General features: G+C 56.2%; 22 protein-coding genes. 14 read left to right on the top strand and 8 right to left on the bottom strand.

Annotated features, from left to right (window positions below; translation table 11 throughout):
• Positions 1 to 15 precede the first annotated feature (15 nt).
• The 3 genes from rnr to IV493_RS01730 all read left to right on the top strand — a co-directional run bounded on the left by rnr (position 16) and on the right by IV493_RS01730 (position 5,176).
• A complete protein-coding gene (gene rnr, locus IV493_RS01720; protein WP_013359176.1) occupies positions 16 to 2,511 on the top strand; it encodes a ribonuclease R in 2,496 nt (831 codons plus the stop codon).
• 81 nt (positions 2,512 to 2,592) lie between these two features.
• The gene (gene rlmB / locus IV493_RS01725) at positions 2,593 to 3,327 is read left to right on the top strand and encodes a 23S rRNA (guanosine(2251)-2'-O)-methyltransferase RlmB (protein ID WP_033734044.1); all 735 of its coding nucleotides are present in this window, start codon (positions 2,593 to 2,595) and stop codon (positions 3,325 to 3,327) included.
• Between the two features lie 220 nt (positions 3,328 to 3,547).
• On the top strand, positions 3,548 to 5,176 hold the full coding sequence (locus IV493_RS01730) for an isovaleryl-CoA dehydrogenase (protein ID WP_195857645.1): 1,629 nt from the start codon (positions 3,548 to 3,550) through the stop codon (positions 5,174 to 5,176).
• Here the strand turns inward: IV493_RS01730 and bsmA are convergent.
• Together bsmA and IV493_RS01740 are read right to left on the bottom strand one after the other, a co-directional pair.
• Positions 5,150 to 5,476 (bottom strand): biofilm peroxide resistance protein BsmA, encoded by a 327-nt coding sequence (gene bsmA, locus IV493_RS01735; protein WP_195857646.1) that lies wholly within the window; start codon positions 5,474 to 5,476, stop codon positions 5,150 to 5,152. The two genes, IV493_RS01730 and bsmA, sit on opposite strands and share 27 nt — an antisense overlap.
• Positions 5,477 to 5,532: 56 nt before the next feature.
• The gene (locus tag IV493_RS01740) at positions 5,533 to 7,464 is read right to left on the bottom strand and encodes a methyl-accepting chemotaxis protein (RefSeq protein WP_013359172.1); all 1,932 of its coding nucleotides are present in this window, start codon (positions 7,462 to 7,464) and stop codon (positions 5,533 to 5,535) included.
• 159 nt (positions 7,465 to 7,623) lie between these two features.
• Between IV493_RS01740 and yjfP the strand changes: the two genes are divergently transcribed.
• Positions 7,624 to 8,373, top strand: coding sequence for an esterase (gene yjfP, locus IV493_RS01745; protein ID WP_195857647.1), 750 nt, complete (start codon positions 7,624 to 7,626; stop codon positions 8,371 to 8,373).
• A gap of 49 nt (positions 8,374 to 8,422) precedes the next feature.
• Here yjfP and IV493_RS01750 read toward each other — a convergent pair whose 3' ends face one another.
• Complete coding sequence (locus IV493_RS01750; RefSeq protein WP_013359170.1) at positions 8,423 to 8,629, bottom strand: hypothetical protein; 207 nt, start codon at positions 8,627 to 8,629, stop codon at positions 8,423 to 8,425.
• A 404-nt stretch (positions 8,630 to 9,033) separates the two neighbouring features.
• Between IV493_RS01750 and rpsF the strand changes: the two genes are divergently transcribed.
• From rpsF to rplI, 4 genes are read left to right on the top strand one after another with little or no spacing between them, the layout of a single operon-like run.
• Entirely contained in the window at positions 9,034 to 9,429 is a 396-nt protein-coding gene (gene rpsF, locus IV493_RS01755) for a 30S ribosomal protein S6 (RefSeq protein ID WP_003855334.1), read from the top strand.
• 6 nt (positions 9,430 to 9,435) lie between these two features.
• Positions 9,436 to 9,753: a primosomal replication protein N gene (priB, locus tag IV493_RS01760; RefSeq protein ID WP_013359169.1), complete on the top strand. Its 318-nt coding sequence runs from the start codon at positions 9,436 to 9,438 to the stop codon at positions 9,751 to 9,753.
• Positions 9,754 to 9,757: 4 nt separating this feature from the next.
• The gene (gene rpsR, locus IV493_RS01765; RefSeq protein ID WP_002210155.1) at positions 9,758 to 9,985 is read left to right on the top strand and encodes a 30S ribosomal protein S18; all 228 of its coding nucleotides are present in this window, start codon (positions 9,758 to 9,760) and stop codon (positions 9,983 to 9,985) included.
• Between the two features lie 39 nt (positions 9,986 to 10,024).
• Positions 10,025 to 10,474: a 50S ribosomal protein L9 gene (gene rplI / locus IV493_RS01770; protein ID WP_003855506.1), complete on the top strand. Its 450-nt coding sequence runs from the start codon at positions 10,025 to 10,027 to the stop codon at positions 10,472 to 10,474.
• A gap of 82 nt (positions 10,475 to 10,556) precedes the next feature.
• Here rplI and IV493_RS01775 read toward each other — a convergent pair whose 3' ends face one another.
• On the bottom strand, positions 10,557 to 11,234 hold the full coding sequence (locus IV493_RS01775) for a LysM-like peptidoglycan-binding domain-containing protein (RefSeq protein ID WP_304622260.1): 678 nt from the start codon (positions 11,232 to 11,234) through the stop codon (positions 10,557 to 10,559).
• Between the two features lie 220 nt (positions 11,235 to 11,454).
• On the opposite strand from IV493_RS01775, the gene fklB reads away from it, so the two are divergent.
• On the top strand, positions 11,455 to 12,075 hold the full coding sequence (gene fklB / locus IV493_RS01780; RefSeq protein ID WP_010256433.1) for an FKBP-type peptidyl-prolyl cis-trans isomerase: 621 nt from the start codon (positions 11,455 to 11,457) through the stop codon (positions 12,073 to 12,075).
• A gap of 45 nt (positions 12,076 to 12,120) precedes the next feature.
• Here the strand turns inward: fklB and IV493_RS01785 are convergent, their stop codons facing one another.
• The gene (locus tag IV493_RS01785) at positions 12,121 to 14,064 is read right to left on the bottom strand and encodes a bifunctional 2',3'-cyclic-nucleotide 2'-phosphodiesterase/3'-nucleotidase (RefSeq protein ID WP_195857648.1); all 1,944 of its coding nucleotides are present in this window, start codon (positions 14,062 to 14,064) and stop codon (positions 12,121 to 12,123) included.
• Between the two features lie 293 nt (positions 14,065 to 14,357).
• Between IV493_RS01785 and cysQ the strand changes: the two genes are divergently transcribed.
• A complete protein-coding gene (gene cysQ / locus IV493_RS01790) occupies positions 14,358 to 15,101 on the top strand; it encodes a 3'(2'),5'-bisphosphate nucleotidase CysQ (RefSeq protein WP_033734032.1) in 744 nt (247 codons plus the stop codon).
• A gap of 66 nt (positions 15,102 to 15,167) precedes the next feature.
• Here the strand turns inward: cysQ and IV493_RS01795 are convergent, their stop codons facing one another.
• Entirely contained in the window at positions 15,168 to 15,725 is a 558-nt protein-coding gene (locus IV493_RS01795; protein ID WP_013359165.1) for a YtfJ family protein, read from the bottom strand.
• Between the two features lie 315 nt (positions 15,726 to 16,040).
• Between IV493_RS01795 and IV493_RS01800 the strand changes: the two genes are divergently transcribed.
• Positions 16,041 to 16,247: a DUF1107 domain-containing protein gene (locus tag IV493_RS01800; protein WP_003855513.1), complete on the top strand. Its 207-nt coding sequence runs from the start codon at positions 16,041 to 16,043 to the stop codon at positions 16,245 to 16,247.
• Between the two features lie 81 nt (positions 16,248 to 16,328).
• Here the strand turns inward: IV493_RS01800 and IV493_RS01805 are convergent, their stop codons facing one another.
• Positions 16,329 to 17,651: a hemolysin family protein gene (locus tag IV493_RS01805; protein ID WP_013359164.1), complete on the bottom strand. Its 1,323-nt coding sequence runs from the start codon at positions 17,649 to 17,651 to the stop codon at positions 16,329 to 16,331.
• A gap of 516 nt (positions 17,652 to 18,167) precedes the next feature.
• On the opposite strand from IV493_RS01805, the gene IV493_RS01810 reads away from it, so the two are divergent.
• Genes IV493_RS01810 through IV493_RS01820 form a run of 3 tightly spaced genes read left to right on the top strand, consistent with a single transcriptional unit; the run spans position 18,168 to position 24,003 of the window.
• Positions 18,168 to 19,883 (top strand): autotransporter assembly complex family protein, encoded by a 1,716-nt coding sequence (locus tag IV493_RS01810; protein WP_179291186.1) that lies wholly within the window; start codon positions 18,168 to 18,170, stop codon positions 19,881 to 19,883.
• Positions 19,880 to 23,647, top strand: a complete 3,768-nt coding sequence (locus IV493_RS01815; RefSeq protein ID WP_195857649.1) for a translocation/assembly module TamB domain-containing protein — start codon at positions 19,880 to 19,882, stop codon at positions 23,645 to 23,647. The genes IV493_RS01810 and IV493_RS01815 overlap by 4 nt, the downstream gene beginning before the upstream one ends.
• 2 nt (positions 23,648 to 23,649) lie before the next feature.
• A complete protein-coding gene (locus IV493_RS01820) occupies positions 23,650 to 24,003 on the top strand; it encodes a gamma-glutamylcyclotransferase (RefSeq protein WP_195857650.1) in 354 nt (117 codons plus the stop codon).
• A gap of 59 nt (positions 24,004 to 24,062) precedes the next feature.
• Here the strand turns inward: IV493_RS01820 and ppa are convergent, their stop codons facing one another.
• A complete protein-coding gene (gene ppa / locus IV493_RS01825; RefSeq protein WP_003855519.1) occupies positions 24,063 to 24,593 on the bottom strand; it encodes an inorganic diphosphatase in 531 nt (176 codons plus the stop codon).
• Positions 24,594 to 24,635: the final 42 nt, after the last annotated feature.

Raw genomic sequence — 24,635 nt, forward strand, 5'->3', positions numbered from 1 at the left:
ATCGGAGGAACCGCTATGTCAAAAGATCCTTTTCAGGATAGAGAAGCTGAAAAATACGAAAACCCTATTCCAAGCCGTGAATTTATTCTGGCGCTGTTAGAAAAACGTGAAAAACCAGCCAGCCGTGAAGAGCTGGCTGAAGAGATGAACCTGCACGAAGAAGAGCACCTTGAGGCGCTGCGTCGCCGCCTTCGCGCCATGGAGCGTGATGGTCAGCTGGTGTTCACCCGCCGTCAATGCTATGCGCTGCCAGAACGTCTTGATCTCCTGCGCGGTAAAGTCATTGGCCACCGTGATGGCTACGGCTTCCTGCGGGCAGAAGGTCAGAAAGATGACCTTTACCTCTCCGCAGAGCAGATGAAATTCTGTATGCATGGTGACGTAATCCTGGCGCAGCCGCTGGGTGCCGATCGCAAAGGCCGCCGCGAAGCGCGCGTGGTCCGCGTGCAGGAACCACGTAACAATCAGATCGTTGGCCGCTACTTTACCGATGCCGGTGCCGGCTTCGTGGTACCGGACGACAGTCGCCTGAGTTTTGATATCCTCATCCCGCCTGAAGAGACGATGAATGCCCGCATGGGTTCCGTGGTGGTGGTTGAGCTGGTCCAGCGTCCGAACCGCCGCACCAAAGCGATCGGTAAAGTGGCTGAGATTCTGGGCGATGATATGGGCACCAGCCTGGCCGTTGATATGGCGCTGCGTACCCATGAAATTCCGCACACCTGGCCGCCAGAAGTGGAAGCTCAGGTCAGCAAGCTGAAAGAAGAAGTCCCGGAAGAGGCCAAAAAAGGCCGCGTCGATCTGCGCAAACTGCCGCTGGTCACCATTGATGGTGAAGATGCCCGTGACTTTGATGATGCGGTCTACTGCGAGAAAAAACGCGGTGGCGGATGGCGTCTGTGGGTCGCTATCGCCGATGTGAGCTATTACGTCCGTCCTGGCACGCCACTGGATGACGAAGCGCATCAGCGCGGCACCTCAGTCTACTTCCCGTCGCAGGTTGTGCCGATGCTGCCGGAAGTGCTGTCGAATGGCTTATGCTCGCTTAACCCGCAGGTCGATCGACTCTGTATGGTGTGCGAGATGACCATTTCGACCAAAGGTAAGCTCACCGGCTTTAAGCATTACGAAGCGGTGATGAACTCCCATGCGCGTCTGACCTACAACAAAGTCTGGAACATCCTGCAGGGCGACAAAGAGCTGCGTCAGCAGTATGCACCGCTGGTCAAAGATCTTGAAGAGCTGCACAACCTCTACCAGGTACTGGACGCTGCACGTGAAGAGCGCGGCGGTATCTCGTTTGAAACGGAAGAGGCGAAGTTCATCTTCAACGCCGAGCGCCGTATTGAACGGGTTGAGCGCACGTCACGTAATGACGCCCACAAGCTGATCGAAGAGTGCATGATCCTGGCGAACATCGCCTCAGCACGCTTCGTTGAGAAAAATCAGGAACCTGCACTGTTCCGCGATCACGATCGTCCGACCGATGAGAGCATCAAGAGCTTCCGTACCGTGCTCAACGAGCTGGGACTGACTCTGCCAGGCGGTAACAAACCGCAGCCTGTGGATTATGCGGCGCTGCTGAAGCAGGTTGCCGATCGTCCTGATGCAGAAATGCTGCAAACCATGCTGCTGCGTTCAATGAAGCAGGCGGTTTACGATCCGGAAAACCGCGGTCACTTTGGTCTGGCACTTTCATCGTATGCGCACTTTACTTCGCCAATTCGCCGCTACCCGGATCTGACGCTGCACCGCGCCATTAAATATCTGCTGGCAAAAGAGCAGGATGAAGGTAAAGGCCTGGTACAACGCGCCATCAAATACCTGATGCCGAAGGAGCGCAATGTCGCCAAAGATATGACGACGGCAACTGGCGGCTATCACTACGAGATGCCGGAGATGCTGCAGCTGGGTCTGCACTGTTCCCTGACCGAGCGTCGCGCCGATGAAGCAACCCGCGACGTCGCGGACTGGCTCAAGTGTGACTTCATGCAGGATCAGGTCGGCAACGTCTTCAACGGCGTCATCTCCAGCGTGACCGGATTTGGCTTCTTTGTCCGCCTGAGCGATCTGTTCATCGATGGTCTGGTGCACGTTTCAACCCTCGACAACGATTACTACCGTTTTGACCCGGTAGGTCAGCGTCTGATCGGTGAATCGGGCGGCCGCACCTATCGTCTGGGTGACACCGTTGAAGTGCGTGTCGAGGCGGTCCATATGGACGAGCGTAAAATCGACTTTGCTCTTATCTCCAGCCAGCGTCAGGTGCGTGGTGAAGGTAAAACTGCGCGTGATCGGGCGAAGCGTGAAGACAACGCGCCAGCTAAGCGTCGTCGTAACGTGAACAAAAAGTCCAACTTCGAGCCGGATGCTGCATTCCGGGGTGACAAGGGCAAACCTGCCGCCGCCAATACCGAGAAAAAAAGTAAAAACGTCTCGGAAAAAACCCGTAAAATCGCCGCCGCCACCCGGGCGAAGCGCGCCAGAAAAAAAGCTGAGCCTGAAGGCTGAGCGTAACAGGATGCGCGTACCCGCCCTTTCTCTCCGCAGAAAGGGCGGTCATTTATTCATTTCCAACCACTGAGCAGATCGATGAGCGAAATTATTTTTGGTATCCATGCCGTGCAGGCGCTGCTGGAACGTGATCCACAACGTTTCCAGGAAGTCTTTATCCTCAAAGGCCGCGACGATCGTCGCCTGCAACCCGTGGTCGCCGCGCTGGAAGCTCAGGGGATCGTGATTCAGCTGGCCGAGCGTAAGTGGCTCGACAGCCAGGTTGAAGGCGGTGTGCATCAGGGCATCGTGGCGCGGGTAAAACCGGGTCGTCAGTATCAGGAAGGCGACCTGCCGGATCTGCTGCAGAGCCTGGAGAAGCCTTTCCTGCTGGTGCTGGATGGGGTTACCGATCCGCACAACCTGGGTGCCTGCCTGCGCAGCGCCGATGCGGCGGGTGTTCATGCGATTATTGTGCCGAAAGATCGCTCTGCTCCCCTGAATGCCACGGCCAAAAAAGTGGCCAGCGGTGCGGCAGAGAATGTGCCGCTGATTCGCGTTACTAACCTTGCGCGTACACTGCGCCTGCTGCAGGAGTACAACATCTGGGTGGTCGGCACCGCAGGGGAAGCGGATCATACCGTCTTCCAGAGCAAAATGACCGGTCCGATGGCACTGGTGATGGGTGCGGAAGGCGAAGGCATGCGTCGTCTGACCCGCGAGCATTGTGATGAGCTGATCAGCATTCCGATGGCGGGCAGTGTTTCTTCACTCAACGTCTCGGTCGCAACCGGTGTCTGCCTGTTTGAAGCGGTGCGTCAGCGCAACGCCTGATCCCCGATGTGATCCTCGCCACAAATTAGTTTCTGTACCAGGCATAACTGCGCGTCATTCGTATATACCCAAAGGATTTCGGGTTGCATTGAGGCGGCAAGAGAACGAATCCCGATGAGCTTACATGAGTAAGTGATTCGGGTGAGTGAACGCAGCCAACAAAAATGCAGCTTGAAAGACGACGGGTATACTTAGTGAGTGACATCCGCGAGGAGTGGTTATGACCTGGACAACACACACCGTTTTTAATCAGCCCCATCCTCTGAGCAACAGTAACCTGTTCCTGTCCGACACGCCGCTTGGCGAGGCACTGTCACGCGAAGGCGCCGGATGGGATGGGGAATGGCTGGCGTCAGTCGGCCGCCAGCTGGGCAGCGCCGAGTCGCTGGAGCTGGGGCGGCTCGCCAACGCTGAACCGCCTGAACTGCTGCGCTACGATGCCCGTGGCGTGCGCCTGGATGAGGTTCGCTTTCATCCTGCCTGGCACCTGCTGATGCAGGGCGTCTGCGCCAGTCGTCTGCACAATCTCAGCTGGCAACCGACGGTGCGTGAACAGGCCAGCGTAGCGCGCGCTGCACGCTTTATTCTGCACGCACAGGTAGATGCGGGTACGCTCTGCCCGGTGACCATGACGCACGCCGCCATTCCGCTGCTGCAGGCTTATCTGCCCGCCGCGTTTGAAAGCTGGCTCGATCCGCTGCTCAGCGATCGCTACGACACGCACGCACAATCCGGCGACCAGAAACGCGGATTGCTGATCGGGATGGGCATGACAGAAAAGCAGGGCGGCAGCGATCTGCTTACCAGCACCACCCGTGCCGAGCCGCTGGGCGCACGAGGCCCGGGTGAAGCCTGGCGGCTGACCGGCCACAAGTGGTTTTTCTCAGCGCCGCAGAGTGATGCGCATCTGGTCCTGGCCCAGACGCCCGAGGGACTAAGCTGCTTTTTCCTGCCGCGCCTGTTGCCCGACGGGTCACGTAACGCCATCCAGCTTGAGCAGCTCAAAGATAAGCTGGGCAATCGCTCAAATGCCAGTTGCGAAGTGGAGTTTCGCGACGCGACCGGCTGGCTGCTGGGGGAGGAGGGCGAAGGCGTACGGCTGATCCTGAAAATGGCCGGTATGACGCGCTTTGACTGCGCGCTCGGCAGTCATGGTCAGATGCGGCGCGCCTTCTCGGTGGCGCTCTGGCATGCTCATCAGCGTCAGGTCATGGGGAAAAATCTGGTGGATCAGCCGCTAATGCGGCAGGTTCTGGCACAGCAGGCGCTGCAGCTTGAGGGGCAAACTGCCCTGCTGATGCGTCTGGCTCGTGCCTGGTCACAACCGGCCAAACCGCATGAGGTCGCCTTTGCCCGCTTATTCACGCCAGCGGCAAAATATGTGATTTGCAAAGCGGGTGCGCCGTTTGTGGCGGAATCGATGGAAGTGCTGGGGGGCATCGGCTACTGCGAAGCGAGTGAGCTGCCGCGCCTCTATCGTGACATGCCGGTCAACAGCATCTGGGAAGGATCGGGCAATGTAATGTGTCTTGACGTGCTGCGCGTACTCAGCCGCCATGCAGAGGTGACCGAGATGCTGAGTCAGGAGTTTGAGGCGGTAAAAGGGAGTAATCGGCATTTCGATACGCGCTGGCGTCAGCTGCGATTGAGGCTCAAGAACGTTCCCGAAGAGCAGGCGCGCGACGTCACCCACACGCTGCTGCAGCTGGCGACAGGCGCTCAGCTACTGAAATACAGTGAGCCACCCCTGGCTGATGCGTGGTGCCAGCAGTGGCTCGACCAGCGCGGTTCGCACCCGTCTGAGGCTGCAGTGACTGACCGGTTACTGGCCCGTGCCTGTGGCCGGTGAGGCACCGTACAGAATCGCGCTGGCGTACCATAAACCGGGCATCACCGTTTCGCTCAGCATCACAATTTGATAGTAAGCCGCGCCAGCCTGATTAGCCTGAACGGCGATGGCCCGCTGGGCATCATCCGGTGAGCCATGCACGTTAACGGTAATGTTACCCAGCTTCGGCAAACCGCCACTCTGTGCCCGTGAAATCTCCTGCGCCTGTTGGGTTGGCGCAGGCGGGGCTTTGGGCGTGGTTTCAAGCGCAGAACAGCCTGCCAGCAACAGACTTATTATCAGTAAGTAAGCGGAACGCATAGCAAAACCCCTGTTCAGGACGAAACAGTAAGTGTATGTCATCGTCCTGAATGACGTCAGGATTTAAGGCTGAAAACGCTGACCAGTTGGGTCAGGTGATGCCCTTTATCACTCAGGTTCTGTGCGCTGTTTTCTGCCTGTGCCACCAGTTCGCTGTTCTGATGGGTCGCCTGGCTGATCTGGTTCATCGCCAGATTCACCTGGCCGATACCCGCCGCCTGCTCCTGTGCTGCCACGTTGATCTCGCCCATCAGCGCCTGCACCTGTTCGATGTGGGTCACAATATCGGTCATCGCATCGCGCGTCTGCTCAGAGAGCTGGTGGCCCTCCGCCACGTTGGTGATGGAGGTGGCAATCAGTCCATCTATCTCCTTGGCGGCCTGCGCGGAACGCTGTGCCAGCGCACGCACTTCTGCGGCCACCACGGCAAAGCCACGGCCCTGTTCACCGGCTCGGGCCGCTTCAACGGCCGCATTCAGTGCCAGAATATTGGTCTGGAAGGCGATCGACTCAATCACATGGGTGATATCCGCAATGCTTTGCGATGACACCTTAATGGCTGACATGGTGTTGACCGAGCGCACCACCGTCTGGCTGCCATGACTGACGATATCGCTGGCTTCGGCCACCAGTGACATCGCCTGACGCAGGCTGTCAGCAGTGTGTTCGACCGTGGCACCAAACTGCTCCATGCTGGCTGAGGTCTGCTCCACGCTGCTGGCCTGACGCCCGATCTGCTCGCTGATGTTATGGCTGCTGGCCGCGATGGTGTCCGTGCCGTCGCTGATCTCCTGCGCTGCGCCACGCACCTGGCCGACGATTTTTTCCAGCCCATCGCCAATGCCGTTAATCGCAATAATCAACTGACCGACTTCATCACGACGGCGGGTATCCATATGGACCTGCAGATTTCCGGCGGCATACTGCTCCGCCAGATGGATCACCTGCTGCAGCGGACGGGTAATCGCCCGACGGCTGTACCAGACAAAGCCCAGCGCGAAGATCACCACCAGAATCAGTCCGGTAATCAGGAACAGGTTACGGCTGTGGGTAATCGGGGCGAGCAGGCTGGCACGGTTAACTTCACCGGTAATCACCCAGTTCCAGCCCGGCAACTGCTGCCATGCCAGCATCTGCTGCTCACCGTTGATCTCCACCTGCTGCATGCCCTGCGGCTGCGTCAGCAGCGGCTGCAGTGTCGCGTCATCCCAGTCTGGCCGTTTCCCTTCGTTGTGCTGATCGAACAGATACTCGCCCTGATTCTTGCCGGGCGTGCCGTTGAGCACATAGAAATGGCCGCTGTCGCCCAGCCGGCGTGCCAGAATCTTCTCGCGCATCAGGGCATACTGCTTATCAATGCCTACGCCGACAAACAGGATGGCGACGACCTTGCCACTCTCATCTTTTACTGGCTGATACTGGGTGATGTAGCGGTGGCCGAACAGCGTGGCCAGCCCCTGATACACCTCGCCCTGATGAACGCTTTTCCAGGCGGCACCTGTGCGGTCAAGCTGCGTACCAATCGCGCGGCTGCCATCCTGCTTTTTCAGGGAGGTGGAAATACGGATAAAATCGTCGCCGTCGCGCACAAAAATGGTCGCCACGGCGGCGGTGCGGTCGGTGAAATCGTCAACCGCGGTCTGATCGAGGTTCAGCGTTTTTAACCCGGCGCGCAGCACGGGCGTTGAAAAGGCACCGACCTGCACCCGCGAGCTTTCATCCAGGCTAAAGCGCTTAGGCAGAAAGCTGGTAAAGAGGCTGGTGTAATGAGACACCTCTTCGGTGAGGGTGGCATTGAACATCGTGGTCATTTCACTGATGCCCTGCACCTGATTGTGCATGTCATCAATGGCGAGATTTTCCAGCTGGCGCGAGGCGTTGTGGCTTTGAGTCAGTGTCAATACCAGCAACAGCAGCGCTACGCTGAGAGACGTCAGTACAGACAGCTTAACTCCGAGACTCAGTCCGCTGAGAGAGAGACGCTTCATAAATTACCTTTGATCAAGTTAGGGGAATACACGATCAACGGCACGCTGCGGAAAAAGTTTAGCGCGTAAAAGCATAACTAAGCGCAGCGGGGAATTTCGCAAATTAACCCGCAGTACGTACACTTGAACAGCACGCCTTGCCCCTGTTCAGGAGAGACCATGATTGAACTCACCACCGAAACGCTGGCCGGTATCGAATGCCTGCACGCCACGCCTGCCGGACAACGGCATCAGCCACTGCCGACCGTACTGTTTTATCACGGCTTCACCTCATCAAAAGAGGTCTACGCCTACTTCGCCGTTGCGCTGGCGCAGGCGGGGTTTCGGGCCGTCATGCCGGATGCCGAGCTGCACGGCGCACGTTATCACGGTGACGCCGAAGCACGGCTGGGCCGCTTCTGGGAGATTCTGAAACAGAACATTGATGAACTGCCGCTGCTGGAGACTGCGCTGCGTAATAAGAGTCTGATCGCTGGCGAGCGTTTCGCGGTGGCAGGCGCGTCGATGGGCGGGATGACGGCGCTGGGTGCGATGGCGCGTTATCCGCAGATTCAGAGCATCGCCTGCATGATGGGATCGGGCTATTTTATGCAGCTCAGCGAGTCGCTGTTTCCGCCGCTGGTGGCTGACACGCCGGAGCAGAAGGCGCAGTTTGCGGCCCGCATGGCCCCGCTGGCGGACTATGATCCCTGCAACCATCTGGAGGCACTGTCAAACCGTCCGTTGCTGTTGTGGCATGGCGAGGCGGATGAGGTGGTGCCCTGGGCGGAGAGCGTACGACTGGAGCGCGCACTGCGTGAAAACGGGCTGGCCCAGCATCTGACCTCACTGTCAGAAAAGCAGATTGGTCACAAGATCACCCCATCCGCTTTAACGGCGCTGGTCAGTTTTTTTAAAAATCAGCTTTAAACGATGAACGGGCGGAGAAGAACTCTGCCGCCCGTAAACTTACCGGCCCTTACCAGTGTGCAGACGATTTTTCTGCTGTTCTGGCAGGCGCATTAACCGGGTTTCTTTCCGGCGTATCCAGCCGGTTAACGTAGACATAACCCGATGCCGCTTCGCTGCTGTGACTTCTCATCTGCTGCGCACAGTCAGCATAGCTGGCAAGAGCGGGTGGAGACAGGAAGAGACCCAGTAAAGTGGCGATGACGAACGTTTTCATGCCCGACTCCTCACTTCAGGGAACACACTCTGAATGACGCCACTAAGCGAACCGTCGCGTCTTTATTCAGTTTAGCGACTGAGCATATTATCGCCAGATCGTTCCTCTGAACCTCTCTGTCAGCGTTTTTGAACAAAGCGGTATTAACCCGCTGTATTCACATCATTAGCACAAAAAGCCACGGTATCTGGCACGCTGCCGGCAATTTGTTTAAATGTGCGCTTGAGTTCAGGGGCCGTCGCCAGTATTATTACGCGTCAATTTTTCAGCCGCATTCTCAGGCTGTGTCCCACAAGCGCTCGCTACAGCGAACCTTTGTGGGACACAGCCTATAACGTTCCTTGCTTCCATGGGCCGCGGTTGACCCCGACAGGAGGCTGAATAATCCGTAAGGAGCAATTTCGATGCGTCATTACGAAATCGTATTTATGGTTCATCCTGACCAGAGCGAACAGGTTCCTGGCATGATCGAGCGTTACACTGGTGCTATCACTGGTGCAGAAGGCACGATTCACCGTCTGGAAGACTGGGGCCGCCGTCAGCTGGCTTACCCGATCAACAAACTGCACAAAGCGCATTACGTTCTGATGAACGTTGAAGCGCCGCAGGAAGCGATCGATGAGCTGGAAACGAACTTCCGCTTCAACGACGCCGTTATCCGTAGCATGGTTATGCGCGTTAAAAACGCGGTAACTGAAGCATCGCCGATGGTTAAAGCGAAAGATGAGCGTCGTGATCGTCGCGAAGATTTTGCTAACGAATCCGCTGATGAGTCAGATGCTGGGGATTCTGAAGAGTAATCCATCGTGACGGTCAATCGGCTTCGCCTGTCTGGCACTGTGTGCAGGACACCGGTTCGAAGAGTTAGCCCGTCAGGAATTCCTCACTGTCAGTTCGTGCTTGAGCACCGCTCAGTGCAGGAGGAGGCCGGGTTTCACCGGCAAGCCTGGTGTCGTATGCCTGTTATTATTAGCGGCAGCGCCCATCAGGTGATTACTCAACATATAACGGTCGGCACGCAACTCACACTCGACGGTTTCATTAGTTGCCATCAGGCACGAAATGGCCAAAGCAAAGTGGTGTTCCATGCCGAGCAGATTGAATTGATAGATTCTGGAGACTAGCCTAATGGCACGTTATTTCCGTCGTCGCAAGTTCTGCCGTTTCACCGCGGAAGGCGTTGTTGAGATCGATTACAAAGACATCGCAACGTTGAAAAACTACATTACCGAAAGCGGTAAAATTGTCCCGAGCCGTATCACCGGTACTCGTGCAAAATACCAGCGTCAGTTGGCTCGCTGCATCAAGCGCGCGCGTTACCTGTCTCTGCTGCCGTACACTGATCGTCATCAGTAATCGGCAACTGTCCATTAACGACTTTAAGAGGATAAGGTAATGCAAGTTATTCTGCTTGATAAAGTAGCAAACCTTGGCACCCTGGGTGATCAGGTTAACGTTAAAGCGGGCTACGCTCGTAACTTCTTAGTACCACAGGGCAAAGCTGTTCCTGCTACTAAGAAAAACGTTGAGTTCTTCGAAGCACGCCGTGCTGAACTGGAAGCCAAACTGGCTGACGTTCAGTCTGCAGCAACTGCTCGCGCTGAGAAAATCAATGCACTGGGCACGGTAACCATCACGTCTAAAGCAGGCGATGAAGGTAAACTGTTCGGTTCAATCGGTACCCGCGACATCGCTGATGCAGTGACTGCAGCAGGGGTTGAAGTGGCTAAGAGCGAAGTTCGTCTGCCAAACGGCGTTCTGCGCACTACCGGTGAGCATGAAGTAAGCTTCCAGGTTCACAGCGAAGTCTTCGCTAAACTGAACGTGAAAGTTGTTGCTGGTTAATCCTGATTAACTGAGCACGACATTAACGCCGGCCCTGTGCCGGCGTTTTTGTTTTTATGCCTTTCTCCAGGCACTGTTCGCGTTACTGCGCGCGAATAAAGCTGCCATCGGGCTGACGGGTAAACAGCACCGGGCCGTTAGCGCCATCCACGGTCAGTCCTGTTACCACGCCCTGCGCATCCTGACGGATTTTAACCTGCTGGCCACTTTTCAGTGTGCTGAGCGGCTGATCGCTGCCTTCCACCCGCGCCATCGCAAACACATCATTGACCGGCAGACTATTGTCACGAAACAGCTGCGCCAGCGTCTGACCGGATGCAATGGTCAGGTTACGCCATTCCCCCTGAGAATCGGCTTTTGGCGTCTGCTGAGATTGCGAGGATGAAGGCTGACGGGTACCGTTGTTTTCATAAATATCCGCCTGCATCGGCACCTCTTTCTCAGCCTGCGGTGCGACAGGCTGCTCAACCGGATAGCGCAATGTACTGGCGGGCCAGAGAAACGCCACCAGCATCACCAGCAGAGCGGCAACGATGCCCCGACGGTGCGGCGCAGGCAGCGGGTCCATCCAGCGAATGTGGTCGGTAAAATGCCATATACGCTGAAGCCATGTCGGCAGGCGGGATGACGCGTCTGAAGCCATTCGGGGTTTCTCCTCTCCGGCAGGCTGCTGTGGCCTGCGTGCGGCCAGCCAGCTCTGCAGCCGGAATACAATATGTTGTGCACGCATCCTGCGGCGTCGTGGGGCAATCTGGCCCATGTTTGCTCTCTTATTCAGGTGCTACAGACGGGATGATCCCCATCGATAGTTATAGTATGGGCAATACCGGCGCGAAGTGCCTGCCAGCATTGATAAATTTGACGGCTCTATTGTTTCTCTTTCCCCCGCAAAAGTCATCTGCGACGCAGGGCATTTTACGCCAGCGGCCTGCGCTGCTATGCTGCCGGTTCGAATTTATCCGAGAGTGAAAGGAACGAAGATGACTACCCCTTCTTTCGACAGCGTCGAAGCACAAGCAAGTTACGGTATTGGTTTACAGGTTGGCCAGCAGTTGCTGGAATCTGGTCTGCAGGGTCTGCAACCAGAAGCACTGCTCGCGGGTCTGCGCGACGCGCTGGAAGGGAACTCACCGGCCGTACCGGTTGACGTGGTTCATCGCGCACTGCGTGAAGTACACGAACGTGCGGAAGGCGTACGTCGTGAGCGTACCGAAGCCATGGCAGCAGAAGGTCAGGCGTTCCTGCAGGAACATGCGCAGCGTGAAGGCGTGAGCAGCACCGAATCAGGCCTGCAGTTCAGCGTGATTACTCAGGGCGAAGGTCCAATCCCATCACGTCAGGACCGCGTACGCGTTCACTACACCGGCAAACTGATAGACGGCAGCGTATTCGACAGCTCGGTTGCCCGTGGCGAACCGGCAGAATTCCCGGTCAGCGGTGTTATCCCTGGCTGGATCGAAGCACTGACCCTGATGCCGGTTGGCTCAAAATGGGAACTGGTGATCCCACAGAACCTCGCGTATGGCGAGCGCGGTGCGGGTGCCTCTATCCCGCCATTCAGCACCCTGATCTTCGAAGTTGAGCTGCTGGAAATTCTGTAATACCCGGACGCTGCAACCAACCCGGTTGCAGCGTCTTCTCCCGCCTTATTTCTGCTGTAAATTCACCTGCCACAGCGCAAAGCCAATCGCATCTGTCCCTTTGGGCTGAAGCGGATATTGTGCATGCTGCTGAATAAAGCCGGTCGCCTTATCACCCGGTGCCGTTTCAAACTGAATATCGAGTGGGGTGGATGAGGTAATCGGTGCCAGACGCCAGTTATTGTCCGCCTTCGGCTGCACTTCACCGTGTGCTTTGGTTTCCGCGCTGATATAAGCCGCAACCACTGCCCGGTTCTCGTCCGGCGAAGCAAAGGCAATGTATTTATCCCCGGTGCCGGCAAACTTGCCGCCGTAAGCGCGATAGTTATTGGTCGCGACCAGGAAAGTGGCCTGCGGATCGACGGGCTTACCCTGCCAGGTGAGCTGACGGATACGTGAAGCATCCGGGTGGATCAGTTTACACTCCGCGTCGTAGCGCGCGGGCTGTGTCACATCGATCTGGTAATTCACCCCGTCAATGACGTCGAAGTTATAGGTGCGGAAATCCCAGTTGATCAGCGACTGCGTTTTGCTGCTGTGTGGATCGATCTGGTTAAACTGGCCCGTAGAACACTCCAGCCACTCTTTGACCTGTGCGCCCGTGACTTTCATCACTACCAGCGTATTGGGATAAAGATAAAGGTCGGCGGCGTTACGGAAGGTCAGCGCGCCTTTCTCCACTTCGGTGTAGCTCGATGGGTCGTTTTTACGTCCGCCCGCTTTAAACGGCGCAGCAGCAGAGAGCACCGGCAGTCGGCCCAGATCCGGCTCGCCCTGAATAAAGTGTTCTACGTAGGCGCGCTGCGCATTATTGACGATCTGCACTGTCGGGTCGTCCTGCACCAGCGACAGATAGCTGTACATCACATCGGCGGATTTGCCGATAGGCTTCGCCACAAACTCCCGCGTCGCGCGGTGATCGTCAGCGAGCACTTTCACCAGCGCCGGATCTTCAGCCGCCAGCGATTTCTTCGCGGCGATATCATAAATCGGCCGCGCCTGCGCTTTGCCGCTGCTTACCTGCCAGTGTCCATCTTGATTGCTCAGCACCAGATCGACCACGCCCAGGTGATCGCCCCACATGCCTGGCATCACCGCCGGAATGCCGTTCAGCGTGCCGTTAGCAATGTCCGCACCCTTAATGGCTGCGAACTCCTCACTGGGGAAGACCGCATGTGCATGACCAAACAGGATGGCGTTGATGCCTTCCACCTGGCTGAGATAGTAAACCGAGTTCTCCGCCATCGTGTGATACGGCTCGCTGCTCAGGCCGGAGTGGGGGATAGCGATAATCAGATCGGCACCCTGTGCGCGCATCTCAGGCACATAACGACGTGCCGTTTCGGTGATGTCGTCGACCCGCACCTTGCCCTGCAGGTTGGCTTTGTCCCACACCATAATCTGCGGCGGCACAAAGCCGATATAGCCAATCTTCAGGGTCTGTGTTTTGCCGTCGCGATCAACCACCGTGGTGGATTTGATGATGTATGGGGTAAACAGCGGTTTGCCGCTCTTCACGTCAATCACGTTGGCATTTACATAAGGAAAGTGGGCGCCTGCCAGCGCTTTTTTCAGGTAGGGCAGGCCATAATTGAATTCATGATTACCGAGGTTGCCGACGCTGTAATCCAGCGTATTGAGCACCTTATAGACCGGATGGATCTCGCCCTCACGTAATCCTTTGGCCGCCATATAGTCACCCAGCGGGCTGCCCTGGATGATGTCACCGTTATCGACCAGCAGACTGTTCTTCACCTCCTGGCGCGCGGCGTGAATCAGCGTGGCGGTTCGCACCAGGCCAAACTTCGCGGTTGGGGTGTCTTTGTAATAGTCGAAATCCATCATATTGCTATGCAGATCGGTGGTTTCCAGTATCCGCAAATCTACCGTTGCGGCCTGGGTTGCGACGGAAACGCTCAGGGCCAGTAACATCATTCCGGGCTTAAACATGCTTGCTCCTGCTGCAAATTAAATTAAGGCTCTCAAAATAATGTAAAAGCATGACAGATAGTCATTTTAAATCGTGATGGATATAACGTTTTGGCGCATCAGTCAGCGGCGGATTCTTATACGACGGAGGCGCAGCGGCGCAGACGTGGCGATTGTTGGGTAACTATGATATTGATATATCTATGAATTGATGGGGCAACCTGCCTGCACATGAGCACCGCAGGCTGAACTGCTAAAATGTCACTAGCTGGGGTGAATCTATCCCGCTGCAGACAGACACAACGAGGTGAAAAATGTTAGAGCAAATCTGCCAACTGGCACGCGAAGCGGGCGACGCGATTATGCAGGTCTATAACGGTGCCGCGCCGCTTGACGTTTCTCACAAATCGGACGATTCACCGGTGACAGCTGCGGATATCGCGGCGCACAACGTTATCATGAAGGGCCTGAAGCAGTTATCGCCTGAGATCCCGGTGCTGTCAGAAGAAGATCCCCCAGCCTGGGAGGTGCGTCAGCACTGGCAGCGTTACTGGCTGGTCGATCCGCTGGATGGCACCAAAGAGTTCATCAAACGCAACGGCGAATTTACCGTCAATATTGCACTAATCGAAGCGGGCAAGCCGGTGATGGGCGTGGTTTATGCACCGGTGCTGGGCGTCATGTACGCCGCTGCAGACGGTAAAGCGTGGAAAGAGGAGGGCGGTCAGCGTGAACAGATTCATGCCCGTGACGCGCGTCCTCCGCTGGTCGTGGTGAGCCGCTCACATGGCGATGACGCCGAGATGAAAGAGTACCTGAAACAGCTGGGTGAACATCAGACCGTCGCCACCGGCTCTTCTCTGAAATTCTGCCTGGTGGCGGAAGGGAAAGCTCAGCTCTATCCCCGTTTCGGGCCCACCAACATCTGGGATACCGGCGCGGGTCATGCCGTGGCGATGGCCGCTGGCGCCCATGTGCATGACTGGCAGGGTAAAACCCTGGACTACGCGCCGCGCGAATCCTTCCTTAATCCTGGCTTCCGCGTCTCCTTGTTTTAATGCTGTCTGAATTTGCAGGCTGATGAAATCCCGGCGGTCGCTCTGTGACCGCCGGGATTTCAGCGATTACTCTTTCAGCAGTGAGGCCAGCAGCGCCATCACGTTTGTCACTTCATCCTGCGTCAGCGATCCATCCTTCACAAATCTCACCTTGCCCTGTTTATCCAGTACCACAATGGCGGAACCGCCCGACTGTAACTGCCAGGCATGCTGCACATTGCCCTTGCTGTCTATGACAAACTGCGACCACGGATATTGCTGCTTGTTGGTCTCGACGCTACTGCGAACAAACATGCCGGTGCCAGGAATGGCGTCATCGGTATTCACGATAGTGGTGGTCTGATAGCGATCGTGTGGCAGCTTCGCCGCTTTGATCGCCTCTATCAGTGCCGCATTCATCTCTTTAGCGGAGGAGCGACCAGCAATATGCTGGACCACACGAACTTTTCCACTGAGTTGCGCGCTATTCCAGTTTTTGTAGCTAAACTTCTCCTGCTGTAATAACAATTCGCCCTTATCGTTAACGCCAGTGGCGGGGACTCGTGATCCCAGCCTGAGGTCATGGGCCATCACGCTTGCTGGTATCAGCAAAGACAACGCCACAGCGGTCAGAATGTTTCGCATTGCTATTTCCTTAAGTGATCGGACCAGTCAGTCATTTTACTGCAATAGTAAGCAGGGATGATGCGCCTGTCATGGAAAGGTGTCAGGTTTGTTATGGACACCACAATTCCTTAACCAATGAAGGTTTATACTGTCTTGTATGACCCTGATAACAGAGTGTTCTGTAATGATGTGTCAATTCAGTAAAAAAATTCACTTTTCGGAACACCAGTTGATTTTAGTGTTCTATAGTTATCGCGAATTCGCGCTTCATGGGCTGGAACCAAATTTGGAAACGGCGAAGCGTGCTTTAAAAATGTACAGGAGTTAGTCAGTATGAAGATCTTCCAGCGCTATAATCCGCTACAAATAGCGAAATATGTAAAAACGCTGTTCAAAGGAAGGTTGTATATCAAGGACGTTGGCGCGTTCGAGTTCGATAAAGGGAAAGTCTTAATCCCGCGCGTCAAAGACAAACAGCATCTGAGCGTGATGTCAGAAATTAACCGCCAGGTCGTTCGTCTCAAGCTTGAGTTCAACTAATATCAAGGGCGCCGATGGCGCCCTTAGTGTCTGGCCCGTCAGACTATTTATTTCACAGTCTGAACCTGGCCCTCGGTCATTCTACTCTTCTTCGCTTTTCGTCATGCTCAGCACCGGCGGTCGTTCGTCGATGCGGGTAACCAGCAGCTGGTCGATGCGATAGCTATCAATATCCACCACCTCGAACTTGTAGCCAGCAAACTTCACAAAATCAGTACGCTTCGGAATCTTACGCAGCATATACATCATAAAGCCGCCGATGGTTTCGTAGTTGCCTGACTGCGGGAAATCATCAATGTCCAGCACGCGCATCACGTCATCAATCGGCGTACCGCCCTCAACCAGCCATGAGTTTTCATCGCGCGCCACAATCTGCTCTTCCATGCCCTGGCCCACCAGGTCACCCATCAGCGTGGTCATCACGTCATTCAGAGTAATGATGCCCACGACCAGCGCATACTCGTTCATGATCACTGCGAAATCTTCACCAGCGGTTTTAAAACTTTCCAGCGCTTCGGAGAGGGTCAGCGTGTCCGGCACAATCAGCGCAGAGCGAATCTGCAGGCCACTGTTCAGCGCCATACTTTGATTGCCCAGCACACGCAGCAGCAGTTCTTTAGAGTCGACATAACCAACGATATGATCGATATCACCGCTGCAGACCAGAAACTTAGAATGCGGATGCTCAGCGATTTTGGTCTTGAGGCTGGTCTCATCTTCATGCAGATCAAACCAGACGATATTCTCACGTGAGGTCATTGAAGAGGGAACGGTACGCGATTCCAGCTCAAACACGTTTTCAATCAGCTCATGCTCCTGCTTACGCAGCACGCCCGCCAGCGCACCCGCTTCAACGACGGCATAGATGTCGTCAGAGGTGATGTCATCTTTACGCACCATCGGCAGTTTGAAAATACGGAAGAAGACGTTAGCCAGGCCGTTAAACAGGAACACCAACGGACGCATCACCAGCAGGCAAAAACGCATTGGGTTGATGATGCGCAGCGCGATGGTTTCCGGTGCGACCATGCCAACCCGCTTCGGCGTTAAGTCAGCGAACAGGATAAAGAGGCTGGTGACGATGGTGAAGGAGCAGATAAAGCTGAGCTGCTCCGCCAGTTCCGGCGAGACAAAACGGTTAAACAGGCCGCTGAAAACCGGTGAAAAGGCGGCGTCGCCGACAATACCGCCAAGGATGGCGACGGCGTTAAGGCCAATCTGCACCACGGTGAAGAACATGCCCGGCGTTTCCTGCATTTTAAGGACACGCTGCGCATTAACATTGCCTTCATCGGCAAGCAGTTTCAGTTTGATCTTACGGGCGGCCGCCAGCGATATCTCTGACAGAGAAAAAAAGGCACTGATTACGATCAGCAACAGAATGACAAGCAAGCTATCTAACATATGAGATCCAAAGGGTTATCCACTTGTCATTTTTGGCCTGGGCAGCGTGGGTAAGCGCAAACAGAGTTGGTTTATCCGTGAATCACAGCTATCCGTGCCAAAAATGTCTGCGCCTGTTCGACAGGAAAAAGATGTCGGGGCAGAAATGAAAACAGGCGGAATGCCTGTGGTGGCAGATTATAGCAGGAGCGCTCATTGTGCCGCCAGAGGGCAAACCGCCGCATCACACCGCATCTGCGTCCAGAGCGGCCGGTTATTGACTCGGATTTATCTGAGTGAGTCATCCGGGTTTGATCATTCCACCCCTCAGGAGTTGTATCGCGATCCCCATTTACCGACAATACCCTGTTATTTGACTTAGATGTCAGCGTTGCGTCGCCGTTTACCATAAAGTGCGGCTATGATGAGGGTGTTGCCGTTGCGGTAGTGCGGGCAAAGATGATTAATAAGTGCCCCGCGGAAAAGGGGCCGGCATGATTAACAGGAGTACAGGTGCCACGATTTTATGTTTATTGCATGGCTGGCCTGCTGCTTGCCGCGCCCGCCCTTGAGGCGGCGACAGTGCGATTACAGGTAGACGGCTTAACCGGGGATCTTCAAAGAAATGTCAGGGCGCGCCTGTCGACCATCGGCAGCGATGAGGTCTCTAACGATGGTCGTTTTCGCGCGCGTGTTTCTGTTGCGATAAAAGAGGGGCTGCGCGCACTCGGTTATTATGAACCCACCATTGATTTTGAATCCCGCCCCGCGCCAGCGCAGGGCGGACGCCCGGTATTAGTGGCCCATGTCACCCCCGGCGAACCGGTAAAAATCGGCGGCAGCACCATCGTGGTCGAAGGCGATGCGCGGAACGACGCCGATTATAAAGCCTGGGTGAAGCAGGGACGGCCGAAAGTGGGTACGCAGCTTAACCACGGGCAATATGACAAATTCAAAAGCGGCTTCTCAAATCTTGCGCTGCGTAACGGCTATTTCGACGGCACCTTTAAAAAAAGCCAGCTAGGCGTCTCGGTAGAGCGGCGTGAAGCCTTCTGGGATATTGACTACGACAGCGGCGAGCGCTATCGCTTTGGCGACGTCACGTTCCAGGGTTCGCAGATTCGCGAAGAGTACCTGCAGAACCTGGTGCCGTTCAAAGAGGGGGATTACTACAGCTCCCGCGATTTAGCCGAACTGAATCGGCGTCTCTCCGCTACCGGCTGGTTTAATTCGGTAGTGGTCGCGCCCGAATTCAGCAAGGGACGCCAGACCAAAGTCCTGCCGCTGAATGCCGTGATGTCGCCCCGCACCGAAAACACCATTGAAACCGGTGTCGGCTACTCCACAGATGTCGGTCCGCGCCTGAAAGGCACCTGGAAAAAACCGTGGATCAACGATAGCGGCCACAGCCTGGCGGCCAGCGCCTACGTTTCTGCGCCGGAACAGCAGGTCGACCTCAGCTACAAAGTGCCGCTGCTGAAAAGCCCGCTGGAGCAGTACTACACCTTCTCTGGCGGCCTGAAGCGCACCGACCTCAACGACACTAAAGCCGATACCACGACGCTGGCGATGTCGCGCAACTGGGACAGCAGCAGCGGCTGGCAGAAGGCAGTTAACCTGCGCTGGAGCCTGGACCACTTTACGCAGGGCAGCGTGACCAACACCACGATGCTGCTCTATCCCGGCGTCAGCGTAAACCGCACCCGTTCGCGTGGCGGTCTGATGCCGACCTGGGGCGATTCACAGCGCTACTCGGTGGACGTCTCTGATACGACCTGGGGTTCGGACGTTGACTTCCTGATCCTGCAGGCGCAGAACGTCTGGATCCGCACGCTGGGCGACAGCCATCGCTTTGTGGCGCGCGGCAATCTTGGCTGGATCGAAACCAACGACTTTGACAAAGTGCCGCCGGATCTGCGCTTCTTTGCCGGGGGCGACCGCAGTATTCGCGGCTACAAATACAAAAACATTTCACCGCGTGACGACGACGGCAAACTCACTGGTGCATCCAAACTCGCCACCGGATCGCTGGAATATCAGTACAACGTCACCGGGAAATGGTGGGGCGCGGTGTTCGTTGACTCGGGTGAAGCCGTTAACGACATCAAACAGAGCAATATCAAAACCGGTGCGGGCGTCGGCGTGCGCTGGTCTTCGCCGGTTGGCCCCATCAAATTTGATATCGCCAGACCCATCGGGGATGACGAGGCACATGGATTACAATTTTACGTAGGGCTGGGGCCAGAACTATGAAGCTGTGGAAAAAGGTCCTGATCGGTATTCTGATCTTTCTGGTACTGCTGTTGGGCGGCGTGGCATTTTTAATCGGTACCACGCCGGGGCTGCATTTAGTGCTGAAGGGGGCATCGCGCTGGGTGCCCGGCCTGTCCATCAGACAGGTTGATGGCGGCTGGCGTAACCTGACGCTCAACGGTCTGCGTTTTGAGATGCCAGGCGTCAGCGTCGATGCCGGGCAAATCCATCTGGCGGTGGATCTCAACTGCCTGCTGCACTCCTCCGTATGCGTTAACGATGTCTCCCTGCGTGATATCAGCGTGGTCGTCGACAGCAAGAAGATGGCACCTGCTGCGCCAGCGCCGGAAGAGGAGAGTGGCAACACCAACCTCAGTACGCCGTACCCGATTACGCTGCGTCACCTCGGCCTGCACAACATCAATGTCAAAGTGGATGACACGGCGATCTCGCTACTCGACTTCACTACCGGCCTGCAATGGCAGGATCGCGCGCTGACGCTGAATCCGACCCATATTCAAAGCCTGCTGATTGCGCTGCCGAAAGCGGCGAAAGTCGTGAATGACGAGGTGGTGGAGCCGAAGGTTCAGCAGCCTCACCCTGCGGAGAAACCGCTGGGTGAAACGCTGCAGGCGATGTTTGCCCAACCGCTGCTGCCTGCGCTGCCCGATTTCCGTCTGCCGCTGGATATCGAGGTGCAGCAGATTCTGGGTGAACAGCTGCGCATTACCGGCGACACCGATATCTCCGTCAGCCGGTTACTGCTGAAAGCTAAAACCGCCGATCGTCATATGCAACTGACGACGCTGGAAGTGGACTCGAATCTTGGCAACCTCAACGGCAGCGGACAGGCGACGCTGGCGGATAACTGGCCGGTCGATTTCACCCTGAACGGCACGGTTAACACCGACCCGATCAAAGGCGAAAAGCTGGCGCTGAAACTGAATGGTGCAATGCGCGACGAGCTGAAGCTGGGACTGAATCTTTCCGGTCCGGTGAAGGCACAACTGGACGCCACGACGCAGCTGGCGGTAGCAGGACTGCCGCTGTCACTGCAGTTAACCAGCCCGCAGTTACGCTGGCCGTTAACCGGCCCGGTTCAGTATCAGGCGGATGACCTGAACTATCAGTTTAAAGGCAAAGCCACCGACTATGTGATGTCACTGCAGACCGCCGTGAAGGGCGAGTCCGTACCACCAGCCACTGTCTCGCTGACGGGTAAAGGCAATGTTGAGCAGTTCAGCCTGGATCGCCTGCGCGTGGCTGCATTGCAGGGCAATATTGACCTCACCGCGCTGGTGGACTGGAGCAAGGCGATCAGCTGGCGCAGTGAGCTGACGCTGGCCGGGATCAACACCGCAAAACAGTATCCTGACTGGCCGGCGCGGCTGGATGGAAAAATCACCACCCGCGGCAGTCTCTATGGCGGCAGCTGGCAGCTGAGTGTGCCGCAGCTTCAGCTGAAAGGAAACGTGAAGCAGAACGCCGTGACCGCTGACGGTTCACTGACCGGTAACAGTTACAACCAGTGGACGGTGCCGGGCATTAAGCTGGCGCTGGGACGCAACCATCTGGATGTCAAAGGGGCGCTGGGCGACAGTCTGGATCTTGATGCCAGCATCGACGCGCCACAGCTCGACAATGCGCTACCCGGTCTGAGTGGTGTCGTCAACGGCACCCTCAAAGCGCGTGGCACGCTGAAAGCCCCACAGCTGCTGGCCGATCTCAATGCCCGTGGTCTGCACTGGCAGCAGATGCAGATCAATCGCGTTACGCTGAATGGTGACGTGCGCTCCGGCGAACAGGTGGCGGGTAAACTGCAACTGCGCGTCGAGCAACTGAAGCAGGATGCGCTGAACATCAGCCTGCTGACGCTGAATGCGGACGGCAACGAGCATCAGCATCAGCTGAAGCTGAATGTGCAGGGCAAACCGGTCTCTGGCCAGCTGGCGCTGAACGGCAGCTTCGATCGCCAGACCGAACGCTGGAGAGGCACGCTGAACGATACCCATTTTGATACGCCTGTCGGCGAGTGGCGTCTGACCCGCGCGATGGCCATCGACTATCTCAACAGCCGCCAGACGGCGACCATCGGGCCGCACTGCTGGCAGAACCCGAATGCACAGATTTGTGTACCAGAACCGGTAGAAGCCGGGCCGGCAGGCAAGGCGCATGTCGTGCTGAATCGCTTTGACCTGGCGATGGTGAAGCCGTTTATGCCGGATGCGACCCAGCTCAGCGGCCTGTTCAGCGGCGATGTGCGCGTCAACTGGACGGCCGACGGCGCGCTGCCGACCGGCACCGTGGCGCTGAAAGGCAACGGCGTGAAAGTGGTGCAGGATGTGCAGGGCAATAACCTGCCGATCGCCTTCGACACGCTGAACCTCAATGCCGCGTTGCAAAACGGACGTGCTAAGCTCGACTGGCTGATCCGCATCGCCAAAAACGGGCAGCTGGATGGCAACGTGCAGATCGACGATCCGCAAAACCGCCGTACGCTGGGCGGCAACGTTAATATCCGCAATATCTCGCTGGCGATGATCAATCCGGCGCTGATGCAGGGTGAGAAGATCAAAGGCAGCCTGAACAGCAGCCTGCGTCTGGGTGGCAGCATCCAGCAGCCGCAGGTATTTGGTCAGCTTGGTCTGACGGGTGTCGATGTGGATGGCAACTTTATGCCGGTCGATCTCACAGCCGCTAACCTGAATCTGGTGTTCAACGGCATGAGCTCGACCCTGAACGGGCTGGTGCAGACCGCGCAGGGCAACATTAACCTCAGCGGTAACGCGGACTGGAGTCAGCTTGATAACTGGCGTGCGCGCATTGCGGCGCAGGGCAGCCGGGTTCGCGTGACCGTGCCGCCAATGGTGCGTATGGATGTCTCGCCGGATCTGGTGTTTGAAGCGACGCCAGCCGCCTTTAACCTTGATGGCCGGGTCGACATTCCGTGGGCGCGCATCACGGTGCAGGAAGTGCCGGAAAGCGCCACTGGCGTCTCGTCGGATGAGGTGATGCTGGATGAACAGCTGAAGCCAATTGCACCGCAAACCGCCGCGATCCCGATTAACAGTAATCTGGTGATCCACGTCGGTAACGATGTGCGGCTCTCGGCATTTGGCCTGAAAGCGAAACTGAATGGCGATCTTAAACTGGTACAGGATAGGACAGGGCTTGGTCTGAATGGCCAGATCAACATTCCGTCCGGTCGCTTCCACGCCTACGGTCAGGATCTGATCGTCCGTAAAGGCGAGCTGCAGTTTGCCGGTCCGCCTGATCAGCCTTACGTCAATCTGGAAGCTATCCGTAACCCGGATGCGACTGAAGATGGCGTCACCGCCGGTCTGCGCGTCACTGGCCTTGCCGATGAGCCGAAAGCAGAAGTCTTCTCCGATCCGGCAATGTCACAGCAGGAAGCGCTTTCCTACCTGCTGCGCGGTCAGGGACTGGGCAGTGACGGCGACAGTAACGCCCTTACTTCGGCCCTTGTTGGCTTAGGGGTTGCACAAAGTGGGCAGGTTGTGGGTAAAATCGGGGAGACATTCGGTGTCAGTAATCTGGCCGTTGATACTGCGGGTGTTGGCGACAGCCAGCAGGTGCAGGTCAGTGGCTATGTACTACCGGGTCTGCAGGTAAAATACGGTGTTGGCATATTTGATTCACTGGCGACGTTAACCTTGCGTTACCGCCTGATGCCTAAGCTCTATCTGGAAGCCGTATCCGGTGTGGATCAGGCTCTCGATTTGCTCTATCAGTTTGAGTTTTAGCAATGCGAATAATTGTCTACGGCAGTTTACGGCGCAAACAGGGAAACAGTCACTGGATGACGAATGCGCAGTGGCTGGGTGATCACCAGATTAAAGGCTTTGAGCTTTACAGTCTGGGGCATTATCCCGGCGTCATAGAGGGCAATGGAGCGGTACAGTGTGAAGTGTACCGCATTGATGCCTCAACCCTTGCGGAGCTGGATGCGCTTCGCACCAAAGGGGGAGAGTACAAACGTTATCTGACTCAGACGCCGTTTGGCAGTGCATGGCTTTATGTCTATCAACGCTCAGTGGCAGGACGCCAGCGCATTATGAGTGGTGACTGGCTGAAGCGCGATGAGGAGCCAGAGGCCTGAACAAAAACACCGTCCAGTTGGACGGTGTTTTTTTTTCGACTCACAAACCGGCAGCAGAATTACTTCTTCTGTGCACGCTCGTAAGAGGAGATGATTTCGGCTTTAGCGGCTTCGGCGTTATCCCAGCCATCCACTTTCACCCATTTGCCTTTTTCCAGATCTTTGTAGTGCTCAAAGAAGTGGGTGATCTGTGCACGCAGCAGTTCTGGCAGGTCGTTCACATCTTTGATGTGATCGTACTCTTTAGACAGTTTGGTGTGCGGAACGGCAACCAGTTTGGCATCTTCGCCAGACTCGTCGGTCATTTTCAGCACGCCAACCGGACGGCAGCGGATCACTGAGCCCGGGACCAGTGGATACGGGGTCGGAACCAGTACGTCAACCGGATCACCATCCAGAGAAAGGGTGTGGTTGATGTAGCCGTAGTTGCACGGATAGAACATGGCGGTAGACATGAAACGGTCTACAAACAGGGCACCAGACTCTTTATCAACTTCATATTTGATCGGATCAGCATTCGCTGGGATCTCAATGACAACGTAGATATCTTCTGGCAGGTCTTTACCTGCTGGCACCTGGTTCAAACTCATCTGGCATTCCTTCAGTAGTCGTATGTTGAGTGTCGGCTATTA

Origin of the sequence: Pantoea sp. SM3640, from assembly GCF_015654165.1 — a bacterium.
GTDB classification, from domain to species: Bacteria; Pseudomonadota; Gammaproteobacteria; order Enterobacterales; family Enterobacteriaceae; genus Pantoea; species Pantoea vagans.